Genomic DNA, 20,433 nt, shown 5'->3' on the forward strand with positions numbered 1-20,433 from the left:
TAAGAGCATAACTAATGACGAAAAAACTCTTATCATGTATAGTTAGATAGGGGTTTTTTTGTGTTTTTCCTAAGTGTGAATGCTGAACAAAGGAAGTGCTTAAAGAGTGCAGGAAGAAAAAGTAATTATTGTAGGCGGAGGGCCATGTGGTATGTCATGTGCAATCGAGCTGCAAAAATTGGGTATCAATCCCTTAATCATTGAAAAAGAAAATATTGTTAATACAATCTATAATTTTCCTACCCACCAAATGTTTTTCAGTACTAGTGAAAAACTGGAAATTGGAGATGTCCCATTTATTACAGAGAATAAAAAACCAGTCCGAAATCAGGCTTTAGCATATTATCGTGCGGTCGCAGAACGAAAAAAACTTCGGGTAAATACATTTGAAAAAGTTACGGAAGTTAAGCAGCATGAGAAAAAGTTTACCATCCAAGCCAAAAGAAATACTGGTGATACTATTAGTTATTCTTCGGATTATGTCATAATTGCCTCTGGATATTATGACCAGCCAAATTATTTAAATATTCCTGGAGAGGACCTGGAAAAGGTAACACATTACTTTAAGGAAGCACATCCGTACTTTAATAAAGATGTTGCTGTTATTGGAGGTAAAAACTCTGCAGTTGATGCTGCCATGGAGCTTCATAATGCGGGTGCAAAGGTTACCGTGTTTTATCGTGGAGGAGAGTACTCCAAAAGTATTAAACCCTGGATACTGCCAGAATTTGACTCACTTGTACAAAAAGAGCTTGTAAAGTTATATTTTAATGCAGATGTTACAAAAATAACAAATGATGAAGTTTATTACACCATTGATGGCAAAACAAGTAAGCTTAAAAATGACTTCGTATTTGCTATGACCGGCTATAAACCCGATCTTCAGTTTTTGGAGAAGATTGGTATTGAAATAGATAAGCTGAGCGGTGTACCAATTTATAACGAAAATACCTTCGAAACAACAAAAAACGGAGTATTCATTGCCGGGGTGGTAGCTGCTGGCTATAATAACAATAAAATATTCATTGAAAATGGACGATTTCACGGGAAAGCAATAGCCGAAGCGATCACCTCAAAAGAAAAATGATAGCAGAAAATATCTGCTATCATTTTTCTAATTAAGGAGCAGAAGTTGAACCTGAACTTTGCAATAAGCCTGTTTTTCTAAAGTTCTTTTTCAAATATAGTTTTTAATTCACTAAAGGCCTTTGTTTCCTCTAACGCGATCATAAGTTTTAACCGGGCTTTTGGTCCTGTTAATCCATTAGTGAAGATAACTCCCATGTCTTTTAATTGTCTTCCTCCACCTTCATAACCGTATATAGGCTGTACAATGCCTTGATAGCACCTCGAAACAAGTACTACCGGAATCTGATCAGCCAATATTCTCTGTATGGGCTTAATAGTATCTTTCGGTAAATTTCCCTGGCCCAAACCTTCAATCACCAATCCGTCGGGCTTGACCTGGTGCAGCGCATCAAGAATTTGTTCATCCATTCCGGCAAAAGCCTTCAACAAAAATACATTTTGTGAAATATTTTCCACCGGGTGGAAGTGGCGGGAAATAATAGTATGATGAAAAATAATCGAATCTTTGGTTACAATTCCAATTGGCCCAAATTGAGGACTTTGAAAAGTTGCTACATTACTGCTGGATGTCTTTGTCACATTTCCAGCTGTATGAATTTCATCATTCAGCACGACAAGTACACCTTTTGCAGCTGCTTCGTCCTCAGCAGCCACCCGAACAGAACTGATTAAATTGTATAAAGCGTCTGATCCAATCTCATTGCTTGAACGCATTGCTCCAGTAATAATAACAGGTTTTTCTGTATCAAGAACCATATCCAGGAAATAAGCAGTCTCCTCCAATGTATCTGTACCATGTGTAACAACGACACCATCATAGGATGAAATTGTCTGACGGATTTTTTTAGCCAATCCAAGCATGTGCTTAGGTGTAATATGCGGAGATGGCAAATCATATTCTATAATTTCACGAATATCAGCGTATTCCTGAAAATGAAAAGAGGTATCCGTCAGGGGGTGGGTGGTGGTTGTTGTCACCTCGCCCGTCTCTTTATTTTCCAGCATGGAAATTGTTCCCCCAGTATGGATAATCAATATATGTTTCACTTTTATTCACCTGCTTTATTTTTTCTATTTTCATTCTTTATACATAATGATACGATAAATGTATCGAATTTGGAAAGAGGGGACCCGGTATGTTTGATGTTTTAACAGCAGGAATAGCACCTGCAGTTGCATTGATGTCTTTTTTTTATCTAAAAGACCGTATAACTGAGCCAATCCCATTAATTGTAAGAACATTTATATTTGGGGTGATTCTCGTATTCCCAATCATGTTTATTCAATATGCTTTTACAGCTGAGGGATTAAGTGACAACAGCTTTGTGCAATCCTTTTTAATTGTAGCTTTTACAGAAGAATTCTTTAAATGGTTTATATTCCTGTACACCATTTATCATCATTCCGAATTCGATGCACATTATGATGGAATTGTTTATGCAGTTGCAATAAGTCTTGGTTTTGCAACAGTTGAAAATATATTATATCTAATCACAAATGGAATAGAATACGCTTTTTCAAGGGCTTTATTTCCAGTATCATCACACGCTCTATTTGGAGTGATTATGGGCTTTTACTTTGGAAAAGCAAAAATGAGTATTATAAAAAAGAAGAAAAATATAGCATTGGCATTTTTTATACCATACCTGCTCCATGGAATATATAATTATATTTTAAAAACCGTTGCAAGCAATTGGCTATATATATTAATACCATTCATGATTGCATTATGGTTCATTGCCCTGCATCGGGTAAAAGCAGCGAATAAATCAGCTGCCAATCTAATTTTTCAAAATGAAAAACAGCAAGCACAGAAGGGATGACATTACTTTGTCATTCCTTTTTTCTTATTTCTGGGCTAATCAATTAAACTTCAATTGATAATTTGTGTATAAAAAGACCTTTATTTCGAAAAATAGGTAGTACAAATATAAATGCAAAAGCAGGAGGAAGAAGTATGACCTATAAAAAACTGTTCCTTTTAGTTATTACTACATGCTGTTTGGTTATAGGACTTCAGGCGGCAGATCACCATAAGCCTGTCAGTGCTTTTACAAATCAGGTAATTCAGCAGGGCGCTGTCGGAGATGATGTGATTGAATTACAAGCAAGATTACAATATTTAGGGTTTTATAATGGAAAAATAGATGGGGTTTTTGGGTGGGGAACCTACTGGGGCCTTCGTAATTTTCAGTATGAATTCGGACTTGAAATTGATGGGCTAGCCGGACAGACTACAAAACAAAAGCTCGTGGATGCAAGTGAATATGATGAGCAGTATGTAAAACAGCAAATTAATCAAGGAAGGAATTTCACACATTATGGCGGTACGGATAAAAATCAGCAGTCTTCCGGAGCAGGCGGGGGAGGCGGAGGAGCGGATACTACAAATACAGCATCTGTAAATGTTCCTCAGGGTTATTCGCAAAATGATATTCAATTGATTGCAAATGCTGTATATGGAGAGGCCAGAGGAGAGCCTTATGTTGGACAGGTTGCAGTTGCTGCAGTTATTTTAAACAGGATAGAAAGTCCAACATTTCCTAATAATGCCTCAGGCGTAATATTTGAGCCTCGTGCTTTTACTGCGGTTGCGGACGGACAAATTTGGCTGACCCCCAATGAGACTGCTAGACAGGCTGTACTTGATGCAATAAACGGCTGGGATCCAACAGGTAATGCACTCTATTATTTTAATCCCGATACAGCAACATCTGCATGGATTTGGACCAGACCGCAAATTAAAAAAATAGGAAAACATATATTTTGTAAATAGAAAGGTGTGATCAGTATGTTTCGGTGGATTTTAATAGCAATTTTAGCCCTGGGCATTGCAGGTACTGCAGTCTGGGGATATCAGGAACATCAGGAGAAAAATGCCATTCTGATTCAGGCAGAAAATACGTATCAACGCTCTTTTCATGAGCTTTCATACCATGTGGATTTACTGCATGACAAAATTGGCACAGCCCTGGCAATGAATTCGAATCAAAAGCTGTCTCCTCAGCTTGTCGATATTTGGCGATTGACTTCAGAGGCTTTATCAAATGTCGGACAATTGCCTTTGGGTTTGCTTCCATTCAATAAAACGGAAGAATTTCTATCTAATATTGGAGATTTTACGTATCGGACTGCTGTCCGGAATCTGGAGGATGATCCACTGACCGATGAAGAAACTAAATCTCTGGAGAACCTTTATGATCAATCAGGAGAAATAAAAGATGAATTAAGACAAGTACAGCATCTTGCATTAAAAAATAATCTTCGTTGGATGGATGTACAATTAGCTTTAGCTGATGATAATGAACAAACGGACAATACAATTATAGATGGTTTCGAAACAGTGGAAAAGAAAGTGGAAGGTTATGCAGAAAGTAATGTAGATTCATCAATTATTGGAACATCTTCGAAAGAACATCAGTATAAATTTGTAACTGGTGATAAGATTAGTGAAGAGGAAGCATTAAAAAAGGGTAAAGAGATCTTTAATGCCGAAAATGAGGATAAAATAACGGTGACGGAGAGTGGAGAAGGTGCAGACATTCCAATGTACAGTTTATCCTACCGTAATCAAGAAAAAAATGCATATATGGATATGACCCAGCAAGGTGGTCATCCAATCACACTACTGGTGGAAAGACAAATTAAGGATAAGAAAATCAGTTTAAATGAAGGTTTGGAAAAGGCAAAAGCTTATATTAAAAATTTTGATTTTGAACATATGACAACATTTAAAAGCAGTGAATATAAAAACATTGGAGTATACTCCTTTTTGTATAATGAAGATGATGTTCGCGTATATTCTGACGCAATGGAAGTAAAAGTTGCGCTGGATAACGGTGATATTATCGGCTTTACAGCAAGAAATTATTTTATGAACCATTCGGATAGGGATATACCAGAACCTGAAATTTCGATAGAAGAAGCAAAAGAAATGGTTAATCCAAATGTAAATATTCAGGAAGATTTTTTAGCCATAATCGATAATGATTTGGGTGAGGAAGTATTAACCTATGAGTTTTTAGGAACCTTAGGCAATGAGACTTACCGAATATTTATAAATGCCATGAATGGAAATGAGGAAAAGGTTGAAAAATTGGATGGAACGGAAATAAATTATGCAGGAAACTTTTAGATGACTTAGGTGTTAGAGAAAAAAGGGGAGAGGAAAAGTCCTTTCCCTTTTTTGACTTTTCTGCAATAATGGGTATATAGTAACGTTTAATAATTTCATTTATGCAATTTTGCCTATTTTGGGGGGTCAGTATATGAAAATAGGTACATTACTCAATCTGGAAGTTAAGGATACAGTCACAAAAGCTGCAATTAAGTACCGCAGTAAAGTAATAGAAAAGAATGAGCATTATTTATTTATCGATTATCCTGTAAATGAAAAGACAAGAAAAACAGCATTTCTTGCAAAAGGAACTCTTTTAATGGTTGTATTTGCCGGAGATGATCAGGCTATTTATCAATTTCCTTCAAAGATTACAGCAAAGGTTAAATTAAACGTGCCTGCCCTGGCAATTAAATTACCCGATAAAAGTAAATTAAAACGAATTCAGCGAAGGGAATTTGTACGGATAAATGCTGCTGTAGATGCTGCCATATATAGTCCGAAAAGTGATTTTCTGCCTTTTGTTACAGTTACCTCTGACATAAGCGGTGGAGGGATGTCAGTGATTGTACCAAAAGGTAATACATTGCAAATTGGACAAACTATAGATGTGTGGCTATCCTTACCCACGCATTCAAAAAAGCAGAAATATGTTTATTCCCAGGCAGAAATCGTTTTTATTAAAGAGGCAAGCAGCTCAGCAGTGACTGCTTCATTAAAATTTGTATCCATATCCAGACAAAACCAGCAGCATATTATAAGCTTTTGCTTTCAAAAACAAAGGGAATTAAGGATGAAAGAATTATCTTAATTCGATCAATAAAAGTGCAAGCGTCCGTTTTGGTAAGTCTTGCTAGTCCCTGGGTGCTGTAGCTAGGCGTGGTTGTTTATGTCCAATAATTAAAATACTGCCAATATCTATTCTTTTTATATACAGAACAAATGGACCAACTTTTCACGTGTATGTTATTATTACAATTAGGCATGTTAAACGAAAAAACTTGGCAGTAGCCAAGTTTTTTCAAGTAAACATATCGTCCATTTATATATTGGAAATGAGAGGAATGAATTTCATCAATGAACAGAATCGCAATTGCAATTGATGGGCCCGCAGCAGCTGGAAAAAGCACTGTTGCAAAAATCGTCGCAGAAAAGCTTTCTTATATTTACATTGATACAGGTGCAATGTATCGCGCATTGACATTAAAAGCATTGCAAAGTTCGCTTCAACTTGAAGATGAGCATCCATTAGTAGATTTATTGCACTTTACAACTATTGAACTTAGGCAAAGTGAAAACGGTCAGCTTGTATTTCTGGATGATACAGATGTTACTGCAGAAATACGGTCACAAAAGGTCACTAACAACGTTTCCTATGTAGCTAAGCATCCGGAAGTTCGTAAAGAAATGGTTAAAAGGCAGCAGGTATTGGCAGAGAAACGCGGTGTTGTCATGGATGGCAGAGATATTGGCACACACGTTATACCGGATGCTGAAATTAAAATATTTTTAATAGCCACCGTTGAAGAACGTGCAAACCGCAGACATGCAGAAAACGTCGCAAAAGGATTCTCCTCTAATTTAGAAGAGCTGAAAAAGGAAATTGAGCAAAGAGATCTTATTGATACGAAACGGGAAGCAGCACCATTAATTAAAGCTGAAGATGCAATAGAAATTGATACCACTGCTTTATCCATTAACGATGTAGCAGAACAAATTCTAGCAGAAGTTTCAAAAGTGATGACAGGCTGATCAGGCTTTCATTACCTCTAAAGGAGTTATGTCATGAATCTATACAAGTTTGCAAAGAATGCTGTTGCCATTTTATTTTTCCCGCTTTACCGCATTAAAATAATTGGAAAAGAAAATGTACCCAAAGAGGGACCAGTTATTATATGTTCCAATCATATTTCGAATTTAGATCCTCCAGTTGTTGGTATTACCTCACCAAGAGATATTCATTTTATGGCAAAAGGGGAATTATTTGAAAAACGCTTTTTAGGAAAACTCCTTTTGGGAATTCAGGCATTTCCGGTAAGAAGAGGATTAAGCGATAGAAACGCTTTACGAAAAGGACTTGAAATTCTCAAGAATGGTGAAACACTGGGACTTTTTCCAGAGGGGACCAGGAGCAAGACCGGAGAAATTGGAAAACCTTTAGCGGGTGCAGGATTTTTCGCATTACGCTCTGATGCGGCAATTGTACCATGTGTCATAATTGGACCATATAAAGCATTTAGAAGGCTCACAGTTATCTACGGTGAACCGATGGATATTGAACATTACCGCAAGACAAAAGTTTCTGCAAAAGATACTGCTGAAGCTATAATGAATGAAATACGCATTCTTAAAGAAAATCATCAAAAATAAACTACTTTACTTGACAAATAATTGTAATTATTAGAAGTTATAAAAAAGAATTCTTTTAAATATGCTATCATTTTATTGGTATAGGGTTAACGAACTGTATTAGGAGGCTATGGACATGAGTGAAACGAATAATGAATTACCAGAATTGAATGTGGGGGATACAATAAAAGGAACTGTTGTAAAACTTGAAGAAAAACAGGTTCTTGTGGATATTGGCTATAAAACTGAAGGTATACTTCCAATTAGCGAACTATCAAGCCTTCATGTTGAATTAACCAGTGATGTTGTAAAAGAAGGAGACAGCTTAACATTAAAAGTTAAGAAATTGGATGATGATGAAGTAATCCTTTCCAAAAAAGCAGTTGATGCTGAAAAAGCCTGGGATGAGCTGGAGCAAAAATACAATAACAGCGATATATTTGAGACAACAGTAAAGGAAGTTGTTAAAGGCGGACTTGTAACAGATGTAGGTGTCCGTGGATTTATCCCTGCCTCACTGGTGGAGACTTTTTTTGTTGACGACTTTTCCGATTACAAGGATAAAACGTTGACTGTGAAAATTGTTGATTTTAACCGGGAACAAAATCGGATCATTTTATCCCATCGTGCAGTTGTGGAAGAAGAAGCGAATTCAAAGAAAAATGCACTATTGCAATCATTGGAAGAGGGACAGGTTCTGCAAGGAACTGTTCAACGTCTGACAAACTTTGGTGTCTTTGTTGACCTAGGTGGAATAGATGGGCTTGTTCATATTTCCCAGCTAGCACATGAGCATGTTGAAAAAGCAGCAGACGTAGTTTCAGAAGGGGATAAAATCTCTGTTGAAGTATTATCTGTCGACCGTGATAATGAACGGATTTCATTGTCACATAAAAACACTATACCAGGCCCATGGAAAAATATTGAGGAACGAATCTCCAATGGTGATGTTCTTAAGGGTACTGTAAAACGACTTGTTAATTTTGGTGCATTTGTTGAGGTCCTTCCAGGAGTTGAAGGTTTGGTTCATATTTCCCAAATTGCGAACAGACATATCGGTACACCACAAGAGGTGCTTGAAGTAAACCAGCAAGTGAATGTCAAGGTACTTGACATCAGTGAAGCTGATGAGCGTATTTCACTTAGTATTAAAGAACTGGAACAGGAACAGGAAGCAAAAGAATTTAAGCAATACGAAAAAGACGATGACCAATCAGGTTTCCAGCTTGGAGACGTTATAGGGAATAAACTGGATAAATACAAATAAATAAAAATTGTTCAAGTCCTTTCCTTTACGGGAGAGGGCTTTTTTGTATAGAAAACAAAAATTTCAGCAATAATGCCTAATGATGATGAAGGGACTGAAAAATATGAGTGGTGGTGCATTGTTTTACTGGCTTTGCTGGATACTGTGGATAATCGTAACTTTTTTTATGTTTAAAGGGAAGCAAAGAACCCGATTTGCAATCTGGATTTTATTGACTATAATCTTTTCGAACTTTTATGTCACAGCCGGTAATATTTCTGTTTCATTATCGTTTTTACTCGTCCTCACAGGCTCTATGTTATTGCTGATTCCAAATACTAGGCTGATATATCATTTGATTTCATCTTTTACTATAACAATTGGATATGCAGCAATGCTTCTTTGGGAAAAAAATGCACCGGTATGGATCATCTTTCACAGACCTCTTATTTTGTCCATTATTACGGTTATTCTTATTGTGATTCTGACAAAAAGCTTTAATTTACGGTTAGGAATCGGTTTATTAGGGATGTCGGCTGGAGAATTGATTTATAGTCTAACCCTTTCCAGTTATGGATTTTCTGAGCCGATTGGTCAAATCTATTTTTTTGAATATGCAGTAATGACCGTAGTAATATTAATGATTTTAGACATACTACAAAGGTGGAAGTATAAAGTTATTTCTTTAATAGAGAACTACAAACAATCATTGAGGTGGCTAAATGAATGAATATATTTTACCCATAGTTTTTGGAGTAACTATTGGCACAATAGCACGAATCATGATGCTCAGGACAGATTACAGACAATACCCAACCTATTTGCACGGGAAGACGATTCACCTTTGTCTCGGGTTCATTGCTGCATCACTTGGCGCTGTTGCCGTACCAGCGATTATGGAAATGGAGTTCACAGCAGTTACCATTTTAACAGTAGCTGCAACACAGTTTAGAGATGTGCGGAACATGGAAAGAAACACGCTGACCGAGGTAGATGGATTTGAATTAGTTCCTCGCGGCAAAACATACATAGAAGGTATAGCAATTTCATTTGAAAGCAGAAACTACCTTGTTATTTTTACAGCTTTTTTTGCAACATTAGTTTTTATTATTTGGAATATATATTATGCAATTATAGCTGCTGTATTAAGTTTATTCATTGGCAGATTCCTGATGAGCGGCTCAACGATAAAAGACATTGTAGATATTGAGCATCATCCACTTCATTTCGATGGTGCTGGGCTGTATGTTGACAATATTTATATCATGAATATTGGACTTCCCGAAAGACAGGAAGAGATTTTAAAATATGGAATGGGTTTTGTCTTAACACCCAAAAATATGAATGTAGTATCTACAATAGCGAATCTTGGCCAGCGTCAGGCGATATTGCATGATGTTTCAGTTTCTTTGGGGGTTTTTAGTGACTCTGGTACGCCAGCATTAACTCCTTTGATTAAACGTGACCTGGACGATGGACGTATTGGCGTTTTTGTTTTGCCTCAGGTAAGAGAGGTAAATAAGGCGATAAAGATTATAGGCGCTGTACCCGTACTGGAAAATGCCATAAGAATGCCATCAAAGTCGAAAAAGCACAATAAGGAGGAATTTTAACCGTGAAAATCGAAAAGGCTATATTAGCTGTAATTACATTGAATGAGTCAAAAATTTCCGGTGGTGCTCCTATATTTATTTGTGACGATCAGAAAGAATTAGAAAGTGTTGCAGCGAATCTGGAAGCAATCACAGATGGTATCGCTCATGCATTGGGAGAAGAGTTATTTATTATCGTGAAGCACTGAAAACAATTGTTAATATATGTTTATTTTGCTAGAATGATTACAGTTAAGGCAAATAGACTGTAAAAGAGAAAGGGAGTTCCTTTCATGAGGAAATCTGTAGTAGCAATTGTAGGAAGGCCCAATGTGGGCAAATCAACTATTTTTAACAGGCTTGTCGGAGAACGTATCTCTATCGTTGAAGATATTCCCGGCGTTACCCGAGATCGAATTTATGCACAGGCCGAATGGCTGACAAGAGAATTCAATATTATTGATACTGGTGGAATTGAAATCGGCGATGAACCACTGCTTGTGCAAATGAGACAGCAGGCAGAAATCGCTATAGATGAGGCTGATGTAATTGTATTTTTGGTAAATGGAAGAGAAGGAATTACAGCAGCAGATGAAGAAGTTGCCAAATTATTGTATAAATCAAACAAACCGATTGTTCTTGGGGTAAATAAAATAGATAACCCAGAGATGCGTGAGAACATATACGAATATTACTCGCTGGGATTTGGTGAACCATTTCCGATTTCCGGTTCTCACGGCCTTGGTTTAGGAGATTTACTGGATGAAGTCATCAGTCATTTCCCGGAAAGAGAAAATGAAGCGATACTGGAAGATACTATATACTTTAGTTTAATCGGCAGACCGAATGTGGGGAAATCATCCCTTGTTAACGCAATACTGAATGAAGACAGGGTTATTGTCAGTGAAATTGAAGGGACAACGAGAGAAGCTGTTGATACAAACCTGCATAAGGATGACCAGGATTTTGTTATTATCGATACTGCAGGAATGCGTAAACGGGGAAAAGTATATGAAACAACAGAGAAGTACAGTGTGCTCAGAGCATTAAAAGCGATTGAACGTTCAGATGTTGTATTGGTTTTAATTGATGCCGATACAGGAATAAGAGAACAAGATAAAAAAATTGCCGGCTACGCTCATGATGCAGGACGGGCAATTGTTATTGTCGTAAATAAATGGGATACTGTAGAATCCAATGAAAAAGCAATGAAGGAATTTGAAGCTAATGTACGTGCTCATTTTCAGTTTTTGGACTATGCGCCAATTGTTTTTCTTTCAGCTAGAACAAAAAAGAGGCTGCATACTTTAATTCCTGCTATTAAATTGGCCAGTGAAAATCATGCAAAACGTGTACCGACAAATGTGTTAAATGATGTAATCATGGATGCATTGGCAATGAATCCGACCCCGACTGTCAAAGGCAGAAGGCTGAAAGTATTATATGCAACACAAGTAGCTGTTAAGCCGCCTAGTTTTGTAATATTTGTAAATGACCCGGAATTAATGCATTTCTCCTATGAACGTTTTTTAGAAAACAAAATAAGGGATGCATTTGGTTTTGTCGGAACGCCTATAAAGTTATTTTCAAGAAAGAGACAATAAGGAGGAGAAACTCTTGACTAAAGTTGCAGTATTAGGTGCCGGAAGCTGGGGGACAGCGTTAAGCATAGTATTAGCTGATAATGGACATGATGTACGTTTATGGACACATCGCTCTGAACAGGCAGAAACCATTAACAGGACACATAAAAATGAAAAATACCTAGATGCGAATATTCCTGAACAAATAAATGCTACCAGTGATCTCAATGAGGCAATTACTGGGGTTACTGCAATAATAATTGTTGTACCTACTAAAGCTATTCGAGAAGTTTGCAGACAATTGAGTGAAGTAATTACAAAGCAAGTTACAATCATTCATGCATCTAAAGGAATCGAACCGGTTACATTAAAACGGGTTTCACAAATGATAAGTGAAGAGATGAATAATTATTCACAAGAGGATATTGTTGTTTTATCTGGGCCCAGCCATGCGGAAGAGGTTGCGCACAGACAGCCGACAACTGTTACCGTCTCTTCTCTAAATGAAGATAATGCCAAAATAGCACAGGATATATTTATTAATGAAGATTTCCGGGTTTATACAAGTCCCGATATACTGGGAATCGAACTCGGAGGAGCATTAAAAAATATTATAGCATTAGGTGCCGGTATTTCAGATGGGCTTGGGTATGGAGATAATGCAAAAGCCGCGTTGATTACAAGGGGCTTGGCTGAAATTGCCCGCCTAGGAACTTCTCTAGGTGCAAATCCGCTGAGTTTCCTGGGATTACCGGGAGTTGGAGATTTAATCGTAACTTGTACCAGTGTTCATAGCCGTAACTGGCGTGCTGGCAACTTATTGGGTAAAGGACATAAATTAGATGAAGTATTAGACCGGATGGGTATGGTGGTGGAAGGTGTGCGGACAGTTAAGGCTGCATATCAGTTTGCTGAAGAACAGCAGGTGGAAATGCCGATAACCACAGGTATTTATCAGATATTATTTAACGATAAAGATCCAAAAGATGTAGTCGAACAGCTAATGAACAGAGCAAAACGAGAGGAAATGGACGATCTTGCCAAATTATTAAATGAACGGTATTCAAAATAACACTAGAATTACTCCCTGCATATACTGTGTTGAATGAAATAAGCAGGGAGGCGAGTGTGTGAATAATTTTCAAAAAGGTCTTTTTGATAAAATCCAGAAGAATGCCAATGTAAATCCGGATGAAATATATAAAGTTGCAGATTCTGTAAAAAATGCAGATTTTTCAGACGAGAAAACGGTAAGAAGGCTTGTTAGGCATTTAGCGAAATTAGCGAATAAGCCAATTTCAAAGGAAAAGGAAGACAAAATTGTACAATCCATTGTAAAAAATAACATGCCAATGGATATGCAATCGTTGAATCAAATTTTTAAAAAGTAGTAATACTGGGCAAGTGAGGATACATTAAACCGTATACCTGCATAAAATAAATCGCACAAGCATTCATGGATAGAGTCTGCAAGGAACATTATTTAGTCATGCCGGGATGAGGCTAGCCCCCTTCGTCTCGGCTTTTTATTGTAATTTTGCATGAAGGGAAGCAGACCTGGCTTCAACAATTTAAACATATCAATGATTAAATATTTCGAAAAAAGCATTTTGATACTTGAAATAATAACCATATGATATAATACCATGTGCAAAGTAAAAGTGTTTGAAGTAGGAGTGTAGAATATGTCATTATCAATGCTTAAAATGTATATATCTTTTGCTGGGATGATTCTGCTGATTTTATCTATTGGCTTAATTTTATTAAGCAGATATAAACTTCATGGTGTCATAGCCGGTATTGTGTCAGTACTTGCATACATATGCCTTGTTGTGGGCGGATTAATTATACTATATATCGTATTTAGCGGACCAACAGGATAGGCTTATAAGGAGGCTATGAAATGAAACCTGTATATATCAGAGTCTTGTCTCTCTGTCTGCTGCTGATCTTCCTCAGCGGTTGTCTCTATCCGGAGAGCGAGCTTGCCAAAAATCAATCACCAAACGAGTTGCAGATTGAGCAAGTTCAATCTGCGGTTGATAAGTATAAAGAAGAGAATCAAGGACTTGTTCCTATTAAAACAAAACCAAATGATACACCAATTTTTCAAAAATATCTGATTGACTTTACCCCGTTAAGGGAAAGCAGCCTGCTTACAGAAATCCCGGGAAATGCTTATGAAAATGGCGGAGTATATCAATATACACTGATAACTCCAGATGATAACGCAAGAGTAAAATTAATTGATTTGCGTGTTACAGAAGAGATTAGAAAAGTAAATGTCCGGTTAGATATCTATCGGAATAAACATTTATATCCTCCGTATGGGAAAGAAATAAGTGATGGTGTTTTTCTTATTGATTATGAAAAGTTAAATCTTGATGCTCAACCGGTTGTTGTTAGTCCATATTCAAATGAAAATCTTCCAATTGTGATGGACTACAATGGTAAGCTGCATGTAGATTACCGTATTGACCTGGCAAATGCCTTAAATGAATATGAGCACGATTATCAGGAGGGTGATGACATACGCTATCTACTGGCTGAGAATACTCCTTTTGTTCCTGCATATTCATTACCATATACAATAAAGGATGGAGAACCGGTTTTTAACGAAACAAAAGCGGAAGCGCGTTGAATACACCCGACAAGCTTAAGCCAATAACTCTAAGTGGTGTTCTTTGCCTCAGCGAGCTATTGCTTAAGACTTAGAGGCGGTATGCGCTGCAGCTGGACTGGGCAGTTTATTTGGATAAATAAGTAACTGCCTGAAATTTTTACTTACTTCAAAAATTAATTAAATATAACATAATAATTCCCTTGTAACATATATTGTTGCAAGGGTTTATTTGTTTTCATATCTATTTTGCCAGCTCTTTAAAATTACAAGGTTGTATTTTTTATTCTTTTACACATATTTAAGTCATAAATTGATAGGACAACATCATAGACTTGTAATGTCAATTATTCGCAGTTTGCCATGAATAAAATGTACGGAGATCGGGAGGGGATCTTTTGGAAAGAGTCGATATTTTTAAAGATATTTCGAAGCGGACAAATGGAGATATCTATCTTGGAATAGTAGGAGCTGTCCGAACAGGTAAATCTACATTCATTAAGAAGTTTATGGATTTAGTTGTTTTGCCTAATATTGAGGAGGAGAGTGAACGCGTAAGAGCCCATGATGAACTGCCCCAGAGCGCAGCAGGCAAAACAATTATGACAACTGAACCAAAATTCATACCAAATCAGGCTGTAACCGTGAATGTTGAAGAAGGACTGGATGTAAACGTCAGATTGGTTGATTGTGTAGGATATGCAGTTGATGGTGCAAAGGGCTTTGAGGATGAAAACGGCCCCAGAATGATAAACACTCCTTGGTATGAAGATCCAATTCCATTTCATGATGCAGCTGAAATAGGAACCCGCAAAGTTATCCAGGAGCATTCAACAATTGGCGTTGTTGTAACAACAGATGGAACAATTGGTGAAATTCCGAGAAATGATTATGTAAATGCTGAAGCTAAGGTAGTAGATGAACTGAAAGAAGTAGGAAAACCATTTATTATGGTTGTTAACTCAGTAAGACCAACAAGCCAAGAAACAGAATTGCTTCGTCAGGAACTTAATGAAAAGTATGATATTCCTGTATTATCCATGAGTGTCGAGTCTATGACAGAACACGATGTATATAATGTGCTGCGTGAGGCCTTGTATGAATTCCCTGTACTTGAGGTAAACGTAAACCTTCCGAGCTGGGTAATGGTTTTAAATGAAGATCACTGGCTAAGGGAAAACTATCAGGCAGCAATACAGGATACAGTGAAAGATATTAAAAGACTGCGTGACGTTGATCAGATAGTTGGAAATTTTGCAGACTATGACTATATCGACAAGGCTAACTTAGCCGGAATGGAAATGGGCGATGGTGTTGCAGAAATTGATTTGCATGCCCCTGACCACCTTTATGACGATATCCTGAAAGAAATCGTTGGAGAAGAAATTCGAGGTAAGGACCATCTGTTAAAGCTAATGCAGGATTTTGCCCATGCTAAACGTGAATATGATCAAGTGTCAGGTGCACTGCAAATGGTAAAACAAACAGGATATGGAATTGCTGCACCAACACTGCAGGATATGATATTGGATGAACCGGAAATAATCCGGCAAGGTTCAAGATTCGGTGTACGCCTTAAGGCAGTAGCACCATCAATTCATATGATCAAAGTAGAGGTTGAATCAGAATTTGCTCCTATTATAGGTACAGAAAAGCAGAGTGAAGAACTGGTAAGATATCTGATGCAGGACTTTGAAGAAGATCCATTATCAATCTGGGAATCAGATATTTTTGGAAGGTCATTAAGCTCGATTGTCAGAGAGGGAATACAGGCGAAGATAGCACTCATGCCTGAAAATGCCAGATATAAATTAAAAGATACCCTTGAAAGAATTATAAACGAAGGCTCTGGCGGCCTGATTGCAATTATTCTTTAGCAGCTGATTATAAGCTGCTTTTTTGTTGCATAGGAAATTATAAAATTTTTGATCTGTGGATAAATAAACAACCAAATCAGCAACGTTCGGTGCTTACACTTTTGTTCTATTTCAGAGCATATTTTCTGCTGCAGTTTCTTGTTCTTTCACTCCCTTCACCAGAATGCCAGTTGTTACGAAATTAAATTTTCATCTTTTTTTCTGGTAACGGCAGGAATTTGTTTAAAAGTGTCGTATATCTTTAGTGAAGTGTTAACCGATGTTGTACTGTCAATGATTATACAAGTTTAACCGGAAATCGATTCAATTTTGGAGGGATTTAATATAATTATGGTGTTTTTTTAATAAATCCTGAAAAAATGGGTACTAATTGTTGAATTTTGTAGCGAACTCGGTTAATATAAGCCTTGTCACTATTGAAATACGTGGCATAAGAGTATAAAAACTGGCAAAATGGTGAACAAATGATGATAGATTTATTATTTGTTCCAATGTCGATTGAAATTATTGGGAGGAGGTGAATGTCATGAACAAAACAGACTTAGTGAATGCAGTAGCTGAAAAAAGCGAACTTTCTAAAAAGGACGCTACAAAAGCTGTAGATGCAGTTTTCGAATCTGTCATGGATTCACTTAAAAATGGTGAAAAAGTGCAATTAATCGGATTTGGTAACTTTGAAGTACGTGAGCGTTCAGCTCGTAAAGGTCGTAATCCTCAAACAGGAGAAGAGATCGAAATTCCAGCAAGCAAAGTTCCTGCGTTTAAACCAGGAAAAGCCCTTAAAGATAGCGTAAAATAATTTTACATAGGGCTGAAAAGGGTGCGTCATGGACGCGCCCTTTTTTAATGAGTTTTACTATGTTTTATGCAGTATCTTTGACAAGATGGGTCTGATCCTACATATTTAAAACATGCACACGAGGAGGGATAGTATGGATAAACCATCAGATTTCTTTGTAATTAGGGCTCTGGAAGATGGGGTAAACGTAATCGGTTTAACAAGAGGAACAGATACAAAGTTTCATCATTCTGAAAAACTGGATAAAGATGAGGTCATGATAGCCCAGTTTACAGAACACACGTCAGCTGTTAAAGTGCGCGGTAAAGCTGTTATCCAAACAAGCCATGGTCAAATTGATAATAATTAATTGTTCATCGAATTTCTTACCTGGCCTTCCTGATGATTCTTGATTATCGATCATACATAAATTATGCTATAATAGCTGGAGCAAGTAATGAATAGATGAAAGGGCTCAGGTGATTTTTTTGAATACTTCTAGTATGGATATCAGACATCTAAAAGCATTGATTGAAGATAAAATTCAACATGCATACTTGGAGAAATATATACAACAGCCCGTTATTGATGAAGACAAGCTTTTTTTGCTAACTGCTGTTTTAAACAACACTGAATTGTCCAGTCCTCAAAAAGAACGCTACATTCTTACAACCATGCTTGTGCAGATCGCATTGGACACACACGATCTGGTGCCAAAAACGAATGTAAGCGGCGAGAGCGATGAAGCAAGGCTGACAAAACAATTAAGCGTTTTAGCAGGGGATTATTATAGCGGTCTATATTACTTACTTCTGTCAGAAATAGAAGACTTCGATCTTATACATAAATTAGCCGCAGCAATCAAAGAAATAAATGAGAATAAAATGAAACTTTATTATAAAGAAGTGAATTCATTTCAGGAATACATTGATATTCTAAAGGAAATAGAATCTTTATTAATTATATATCTGGCTGATTATGTGGAAGAGTATTCGTTAAACAATATAACTGGCGATTGGTTAATTATGAATAAATTAATTAGGGAAAAAGAAAGCCTTGAACAAAATGGTTATTCCAAACTGCTGGATAGTTGGTTTAGTTCTAATTTCAACAGTTCGAATACGGCTGTTTCAAATACAATCGACACAATGATACAGAAATACAAAGTGTCCATTGAAAAATCACTGTTAAAGCTATCAATGCAGCATAGACCACTGAAGAATTATATAATGTCACAGTTGAGTGAGCCGGTTTATAATAATGCCTCTATTGCGGAAGAAGGGTAAGCATAATCATGACACAGCAATCAAAAGAAGAACGTGTTCATCATGTTTTTGAAAAAATTTATGATAATTATGATTCAATGAATTCTATAATATCTTTTAAAAGGCATAAAGCTTGGCGCAAGGATATTATGAAACGAATGCAGGTGAAGAAAAATTCCAAAGCATTGGATGTCTGCTGCGGGACCGGGGACTGGTCTTTAGCCCTGGCGGAAGCTGTTGGAACAAATGGCGAAGTAATTGGGCTGGATTTCAGCAAGAACATGCTCTCGGTCGCCGAGAAAAAGAAACAGGAATCAAAGCTTAATCAACTTAACTTAATTCATGGCAATGCAATGGAGCTTCCTTTTGATGATAATTCATTTGAATATGTAACAATAGGGTTTGGTTTACGTAATGTTCCAGACTACAAAACTGTAATCGGTGAACTCTTTCGTGTAGTAAAGCCAGGCGGAAAAGTAGTCTGCCTGGAAACCTCACAGCCAACTCTTATTGGATACAGGCAATTATATTATTTTTATTTTCGATTTATTATGCCGCTGTTTGGAAAACTTTTTGCAAAAAGCTATAACGAATATGCCTGGCTTCATGAATCAGCAAAAAGCTTTCCGAATAAAAAAGAATTAAAACAAATGTTTTTGGATGCTGGTTTTTCACAGGTACAGGTGAAGAGCTACGCTGGCGGAGTTGCAGCAATGCATATGGGCATCAAAGGATAATTTTTTTACTTAATATTTCTATAAATTAATACATTTTCAGCGTGATAAGATTTTCAGCTGAAGATCATTTGAACGAATCGAACATATACCCAGTCAGCCCCCGCTTAATCACTACGGGCTTTTAAGCATGGAAATATGGATTATGCTGGAGGGCTTTGCAGGATAAAGGTGACACTTATGAAGATAGCCAAATCATATGGATATTTAAAAAAAGATTTAGACATAATTGAGCAGTCATTAAATCAGGTTATTCAGGCAGAACACACTGTATTACGCAAAGCTTCAACTGAATTGCTGCAGGCTGGCGGAAAACGAATTCGACCAGTTTTTGTTTTGCTTTCTGGTCAAATTGGAAATTATAATTTGGAGCGAATCAAAACAGCTGCTGTTTCGCTTGAATTAATACATATGGCGACACTAGTGCACGATGATGTTATTGATGATGCGGAACTCAGGAGAGGCAAACCAACCATAAAAGAATCCTATGGCAATCGGGTTGCTATGTATACAGGTGACTATATATTAGCACGTTCGCTGGAAAATATTACAAAATTGAAAAATCCAGAAGTCCATCGTGTATTATCACGTTCCATCGTCGAGGTATGCGTCGGCGAAATTGAACAAATCAAATATAAGTATAACTGGGATCAGAATTTAAGAGACTATCTGCGAAGAATTAAACGAAAAACCGCTCTGCTTATAGCTACAAGCTGTAAATTGGGGGCAATTGTTTCCGGAGTTTCAGAATCACATGCAAATAAATTATATTTATACGGCTATTATATTGGAATGTCTTACCAGATTATCGATGATATTCTCGACTTTACTTCCTCATCAAAGGAATTAGGCAAGCCTGCAGGAAACGATTTACTGCAGGGAAATCTGACTTTGCCAGTTCTTTACGCAATGGAAGATACAGAATTTAATGATCTATTAAGGAAAACATTTCAAGATCCGGAAAATGTGTCAGCAGCTGATTTAACTATCCTGCTTGATGCTTTAAAGAAAACGAATGGAATTGAGAAGTCCTTTAAACTCAGTGATTACTATTTGCAAAAAGCTCTAGCGGTTTTGGAGGATCTTCCTAATACGAAAGCAGCAAATTCCTTAAGAGATATAGCTAAATTTATTGGAAAAAGACGCTCATAGAATTTCTGTTGTTATTTTTACTGATGTTTGA

At 36.9% G+C, this 20,433-nt stretch carries 23 protein-coding genes; 22 read left to right on the forward strand and 1 reads right to left on the reverse strand.

The features are described from left to right. Positions 1-106 precede the first annotated feature (106 nt). The gene (locus CIL03_RS02815) at positions 107-1,087 is read left to right on the forward strand and encodes a YpdA family putative bacillithiol disulfide reductase (RefSeq protein ID WP_094883686.1); all 981 of its coding nucleotides are present in this window, start codon (positions 107-109) and stop codon (positions 1,085-1,087) included. Positions 1,088-1,164: 77 nt separating this feature from the next. Here the strand turns inward: CIL03_RS02815 and CIL03_RS02820 are convergent, their stop codons facing one another. Continuing rightward, a complete protein-coding gene (locus tag CIL03_RS02820; RefSeq protein WP_094883687.1) occupies positions 1,165-2,136 on the reverse strand; it encodes an asparaginase in 972 nt (323 codons plus the stop codon). A gap of 89 nt (positions 2,137-2,225) precedes the next feature. Between CIL03_RS02820 and prsW the strand changes: the two genes are divergently transcribed. From prsW to hepT, 21 genes are all read left to right on the forward strand, one after another. Then, positions 2,226-2,912, forward strand: a complete 687-nt coding sequence (prsW, locus tag CIL03_RS02825) for a glutamic-type intramembrane protease PrsW (protein ID WP_094883688.1) — start codon at positions 2,226-2,228, stop codon at positions 2,910-2,912. Positions 2,913-3,046: 134 nt separating this feature from the next. After that, positions 3,047-3,865, forward strand: coding sequence for a spore cortex-lytic enzyme (sleB, locus tag CIL03_RS02830; RefSeq protein ID WP_094883689.1), 819 nt, complete (start codon positions 3,047-3,049; stop codon positions 3,863-3,865). Positions 3,866-3,880: 15 nt separating this feature from the next. Further along, positions 3,881-5,224 (forward strand): germination protein YpeB, encoded by a 1,344-nt coding sequence (gene ypeB, locus CIL03_RS02835; protein ID WP_094883690.1) that lies wholly within the window; start codon positions 3,881-3,883, stop codon positions 5,222-5,224. Between the two features lie 133 nt (positions 5,225-5,357). After that, positions 5,358-6,017: a flagellar brake protein gene (locus tag CIL03_RS02840; protein ID WP_094883691.1), complete on the forward strand. Its 660-nt coding sequence runs from the start codon at positions 5,358-5,360 to the stop codon at positions 6,015-6,017. 266 nt (positions 6,018-6,283) lie between these two features. Beyond that, positions 6,284-6,958, forward strand: coding sequence for a (d)CMP kinase (gene cmk / locus CIL03_RS02845; protein WP_094883692.1), 675 nt, complete (start codon positions 6,284-6,286; stop codon positions 6,956-6,958). Between the two features lie 33 nt (positions 6,959-6,991). Further along, positions 6,992-7,576: a lysophospholipid acyltransferase family protein gene (locus CIL03_RS02850; protein ID WP_094883693.1), complete on the forward strand. Its 585-nt coding sequence runs from the start codon at positions 6,992-6,994 to the stop codon at positions 7,574-7,576. 115 nt (positions 7,577-7,691) lie between these two features. Further along, positions 7,692-8,822: a 30S ribosomal protein S1 gene (rpsA, locus tag CIL03_RS02855; protein WP_094883694.1), complete on the forward strand. Its 1,131-nt coding sequence runs from the start codon at positions 7,692-7,694 to the stop codon at positions 8,820-8,822. Between the two features lie 79 nt (positions 8,823-8,901). Then, a complete protein-coding gene (locus CIL03_RS02860; protein ID WP_133087807.1) occupies positions 8,902-9,531 on the forward strand; it encodes a YphA family membrane protein in 630 nt (209 codons plus the stop codon). Next, positions 9,524-10,414, forward strand: a complete 891-nt coding sequence (locus CIL03_RS02865) for a YIEGIA family protein (protein ID WP_094883696.1) — start codon at positions 9,524-9,526, stop codon at positions 10,412-10,414. The genes CIL03_RS02860 and CIL03_RS02865 overlap by 8 nt, the downstream gene beginning before the upstream one ends. Before the next feature lie 2 nt (positions 10,415-10,416). Continuing rightward, entirely contained in the window at positions 10,417-10,602 is a 186-nt protein-coding gene (locus CIL03_RS02870) for a capping complex subunit for YIEGIA (RefSeq protein WP_094883697.1), read from the forward strand. 84 nt (positions 10,603-10,686) lie between these two features. Beyond that, on the forward strand, positions 10,687-11,997 hold the full coding sequence (gene der / locus CIL03_RS02875; RefSeq protein WP_094883698.1) for a ribosome biogenesis GTPase Der: 1,311 nt from the start codon (positions 10,687-10,689) through the stop codon (positions 11,995-11,997). A 13-nt stretch (positions 11,998-12,010) separates the two neighbouring features. Continuing rightward, positions 12,011-13,048, forward strand: coding sequence for an NAD(P)H-dependent glycerol-3-phosphate dehydrogenase (locus tag CIL03_RS02880; RefSeq protein WP_094883699.1), 1,038 nt, complete (start codon positions 12,011-12,013; stop codon positions 13,046-13,048). Positions 13,049-13,106: 58 nt separating this feature from the next. Further along, positions 13,107-13,367, forward strand: a complete 261-nt coding sequence (locus CIL03_RS02885; RefSeq protein ID WP_094883700.1) for a stage VI sporulation protein F — start codon at positions 13,107-13,109, stop codon at positions 13,365-13,367. Positions 13,368-13,661: 294 nt separating this feature from the next. After that, positions 13,662-13,859 (forward strand): DUF2768 domain-containing protein, encoded by a 198-nt coding sequence (locus CIL03_RS02890; protein ID WP_094883701.1) that lies wholly within the window; start codon positions 13,662-13,664, stop codon positions 13,857-13,859. 20 nt (positions 13,860-13,879) lie between these two features. Then, positions 13,880-14,617 carry a hypothetical protein gene (locus CIL03_RS02895; RefSeq protein ID WP_094883702.1) on the forward strand — a complete coding sequence of 246 codons (738 nt, stop codon included), beginning with the start codon at positions 13,880-13,882 and terminating at the stop codon, positions 14,615-14,617. A 377-nt stretch (positions 14,618-14,994) separates the two neighbouring features. Then, the gene (spoIVA, locus tag CIL03_RS02900) at positions 14,995-16,473 is read left to right on the forward strand and encodes a stage IV sporulation protein A (RefSeq protein WP_094883703.1); all 1,479 of its coding nucleotides are present in this window, start codon (positions 14,995-14,997) and stop codon (positions 16,471-16,473) included. A 526-nt stretch (positions 16,474-16,999) separates the two neighbouring features. After that, positions 17,000-17,272, forward strand: a complete 273-nt coding sequence (locus tag CIL03_RS02905) for an HU family DNA-binding protein (protein WP_010650679.1) — start codon at positions 17,000-17,002, stop codon at positions 17,270-17,272. A gap of 133 nt (positions 17,273-17,405) precedes the next feature. After that, positions 17,406-17,621, forward strand: a complete 216-nt coding sequence (mtrB, locus tag CIL03_RS02910; protein WP_094883704.1) for a trp RNA-binding attenuation protein MtrB — start codon at positions 17,406-17,408, stop codon at positions 17,619-17,621. 118 nt (positions 17,622-17,739) lie between these two features. Further along, positions 17,740-18,537: a heptaprenyl diphosphate synthase component 1 gene (locus CIL03_RS02915; RefSeq protein WP_133087808.1), complete on the forward strand. Its 798-nt coding sequence runs from the start codon at positions 17,740-17,742 to the stop codon at positions 18,535-18,537. A gap of 8 nt (positions 18,538-18,545) precedes the next feature. Continuing rightward, complete coding sequence (gene menG / locus CIL03_RS02920; protein WP_094883706.1) at positions 18,546-19,253, forward strand: demethylmenaquinone methyltransferase; 708 nt, start codon at positions 18,546-18,548, stop codon at positions 19,251-19,253. 177 nt (positions 19,254-19,430) lie between these two features. Further along, positions 19,431-20,402 (forward strand): heptaprenyl diphosphate synthase component II, encoded by a 972-nt coding sequence (gene hepT, locus CIL03_RS02925; RefSeq protein WP_094883707.1) that lies wholly within the window; start codon positions 19,431-19,433, stop codon positions 20,400-20,402. Positions 20,403-20,433 lie beyond the last annotated feature (31 nt).

Source organism: Virgibacillus indicus, from assembly GCF_002266285.1.
GTDB classification, from domain to species: Bacteria; Bacillota; Bacilli; order Bacillales; family Amphibacillaceae; genus Virgibacillus_K; species Virgibacillus_K indicus.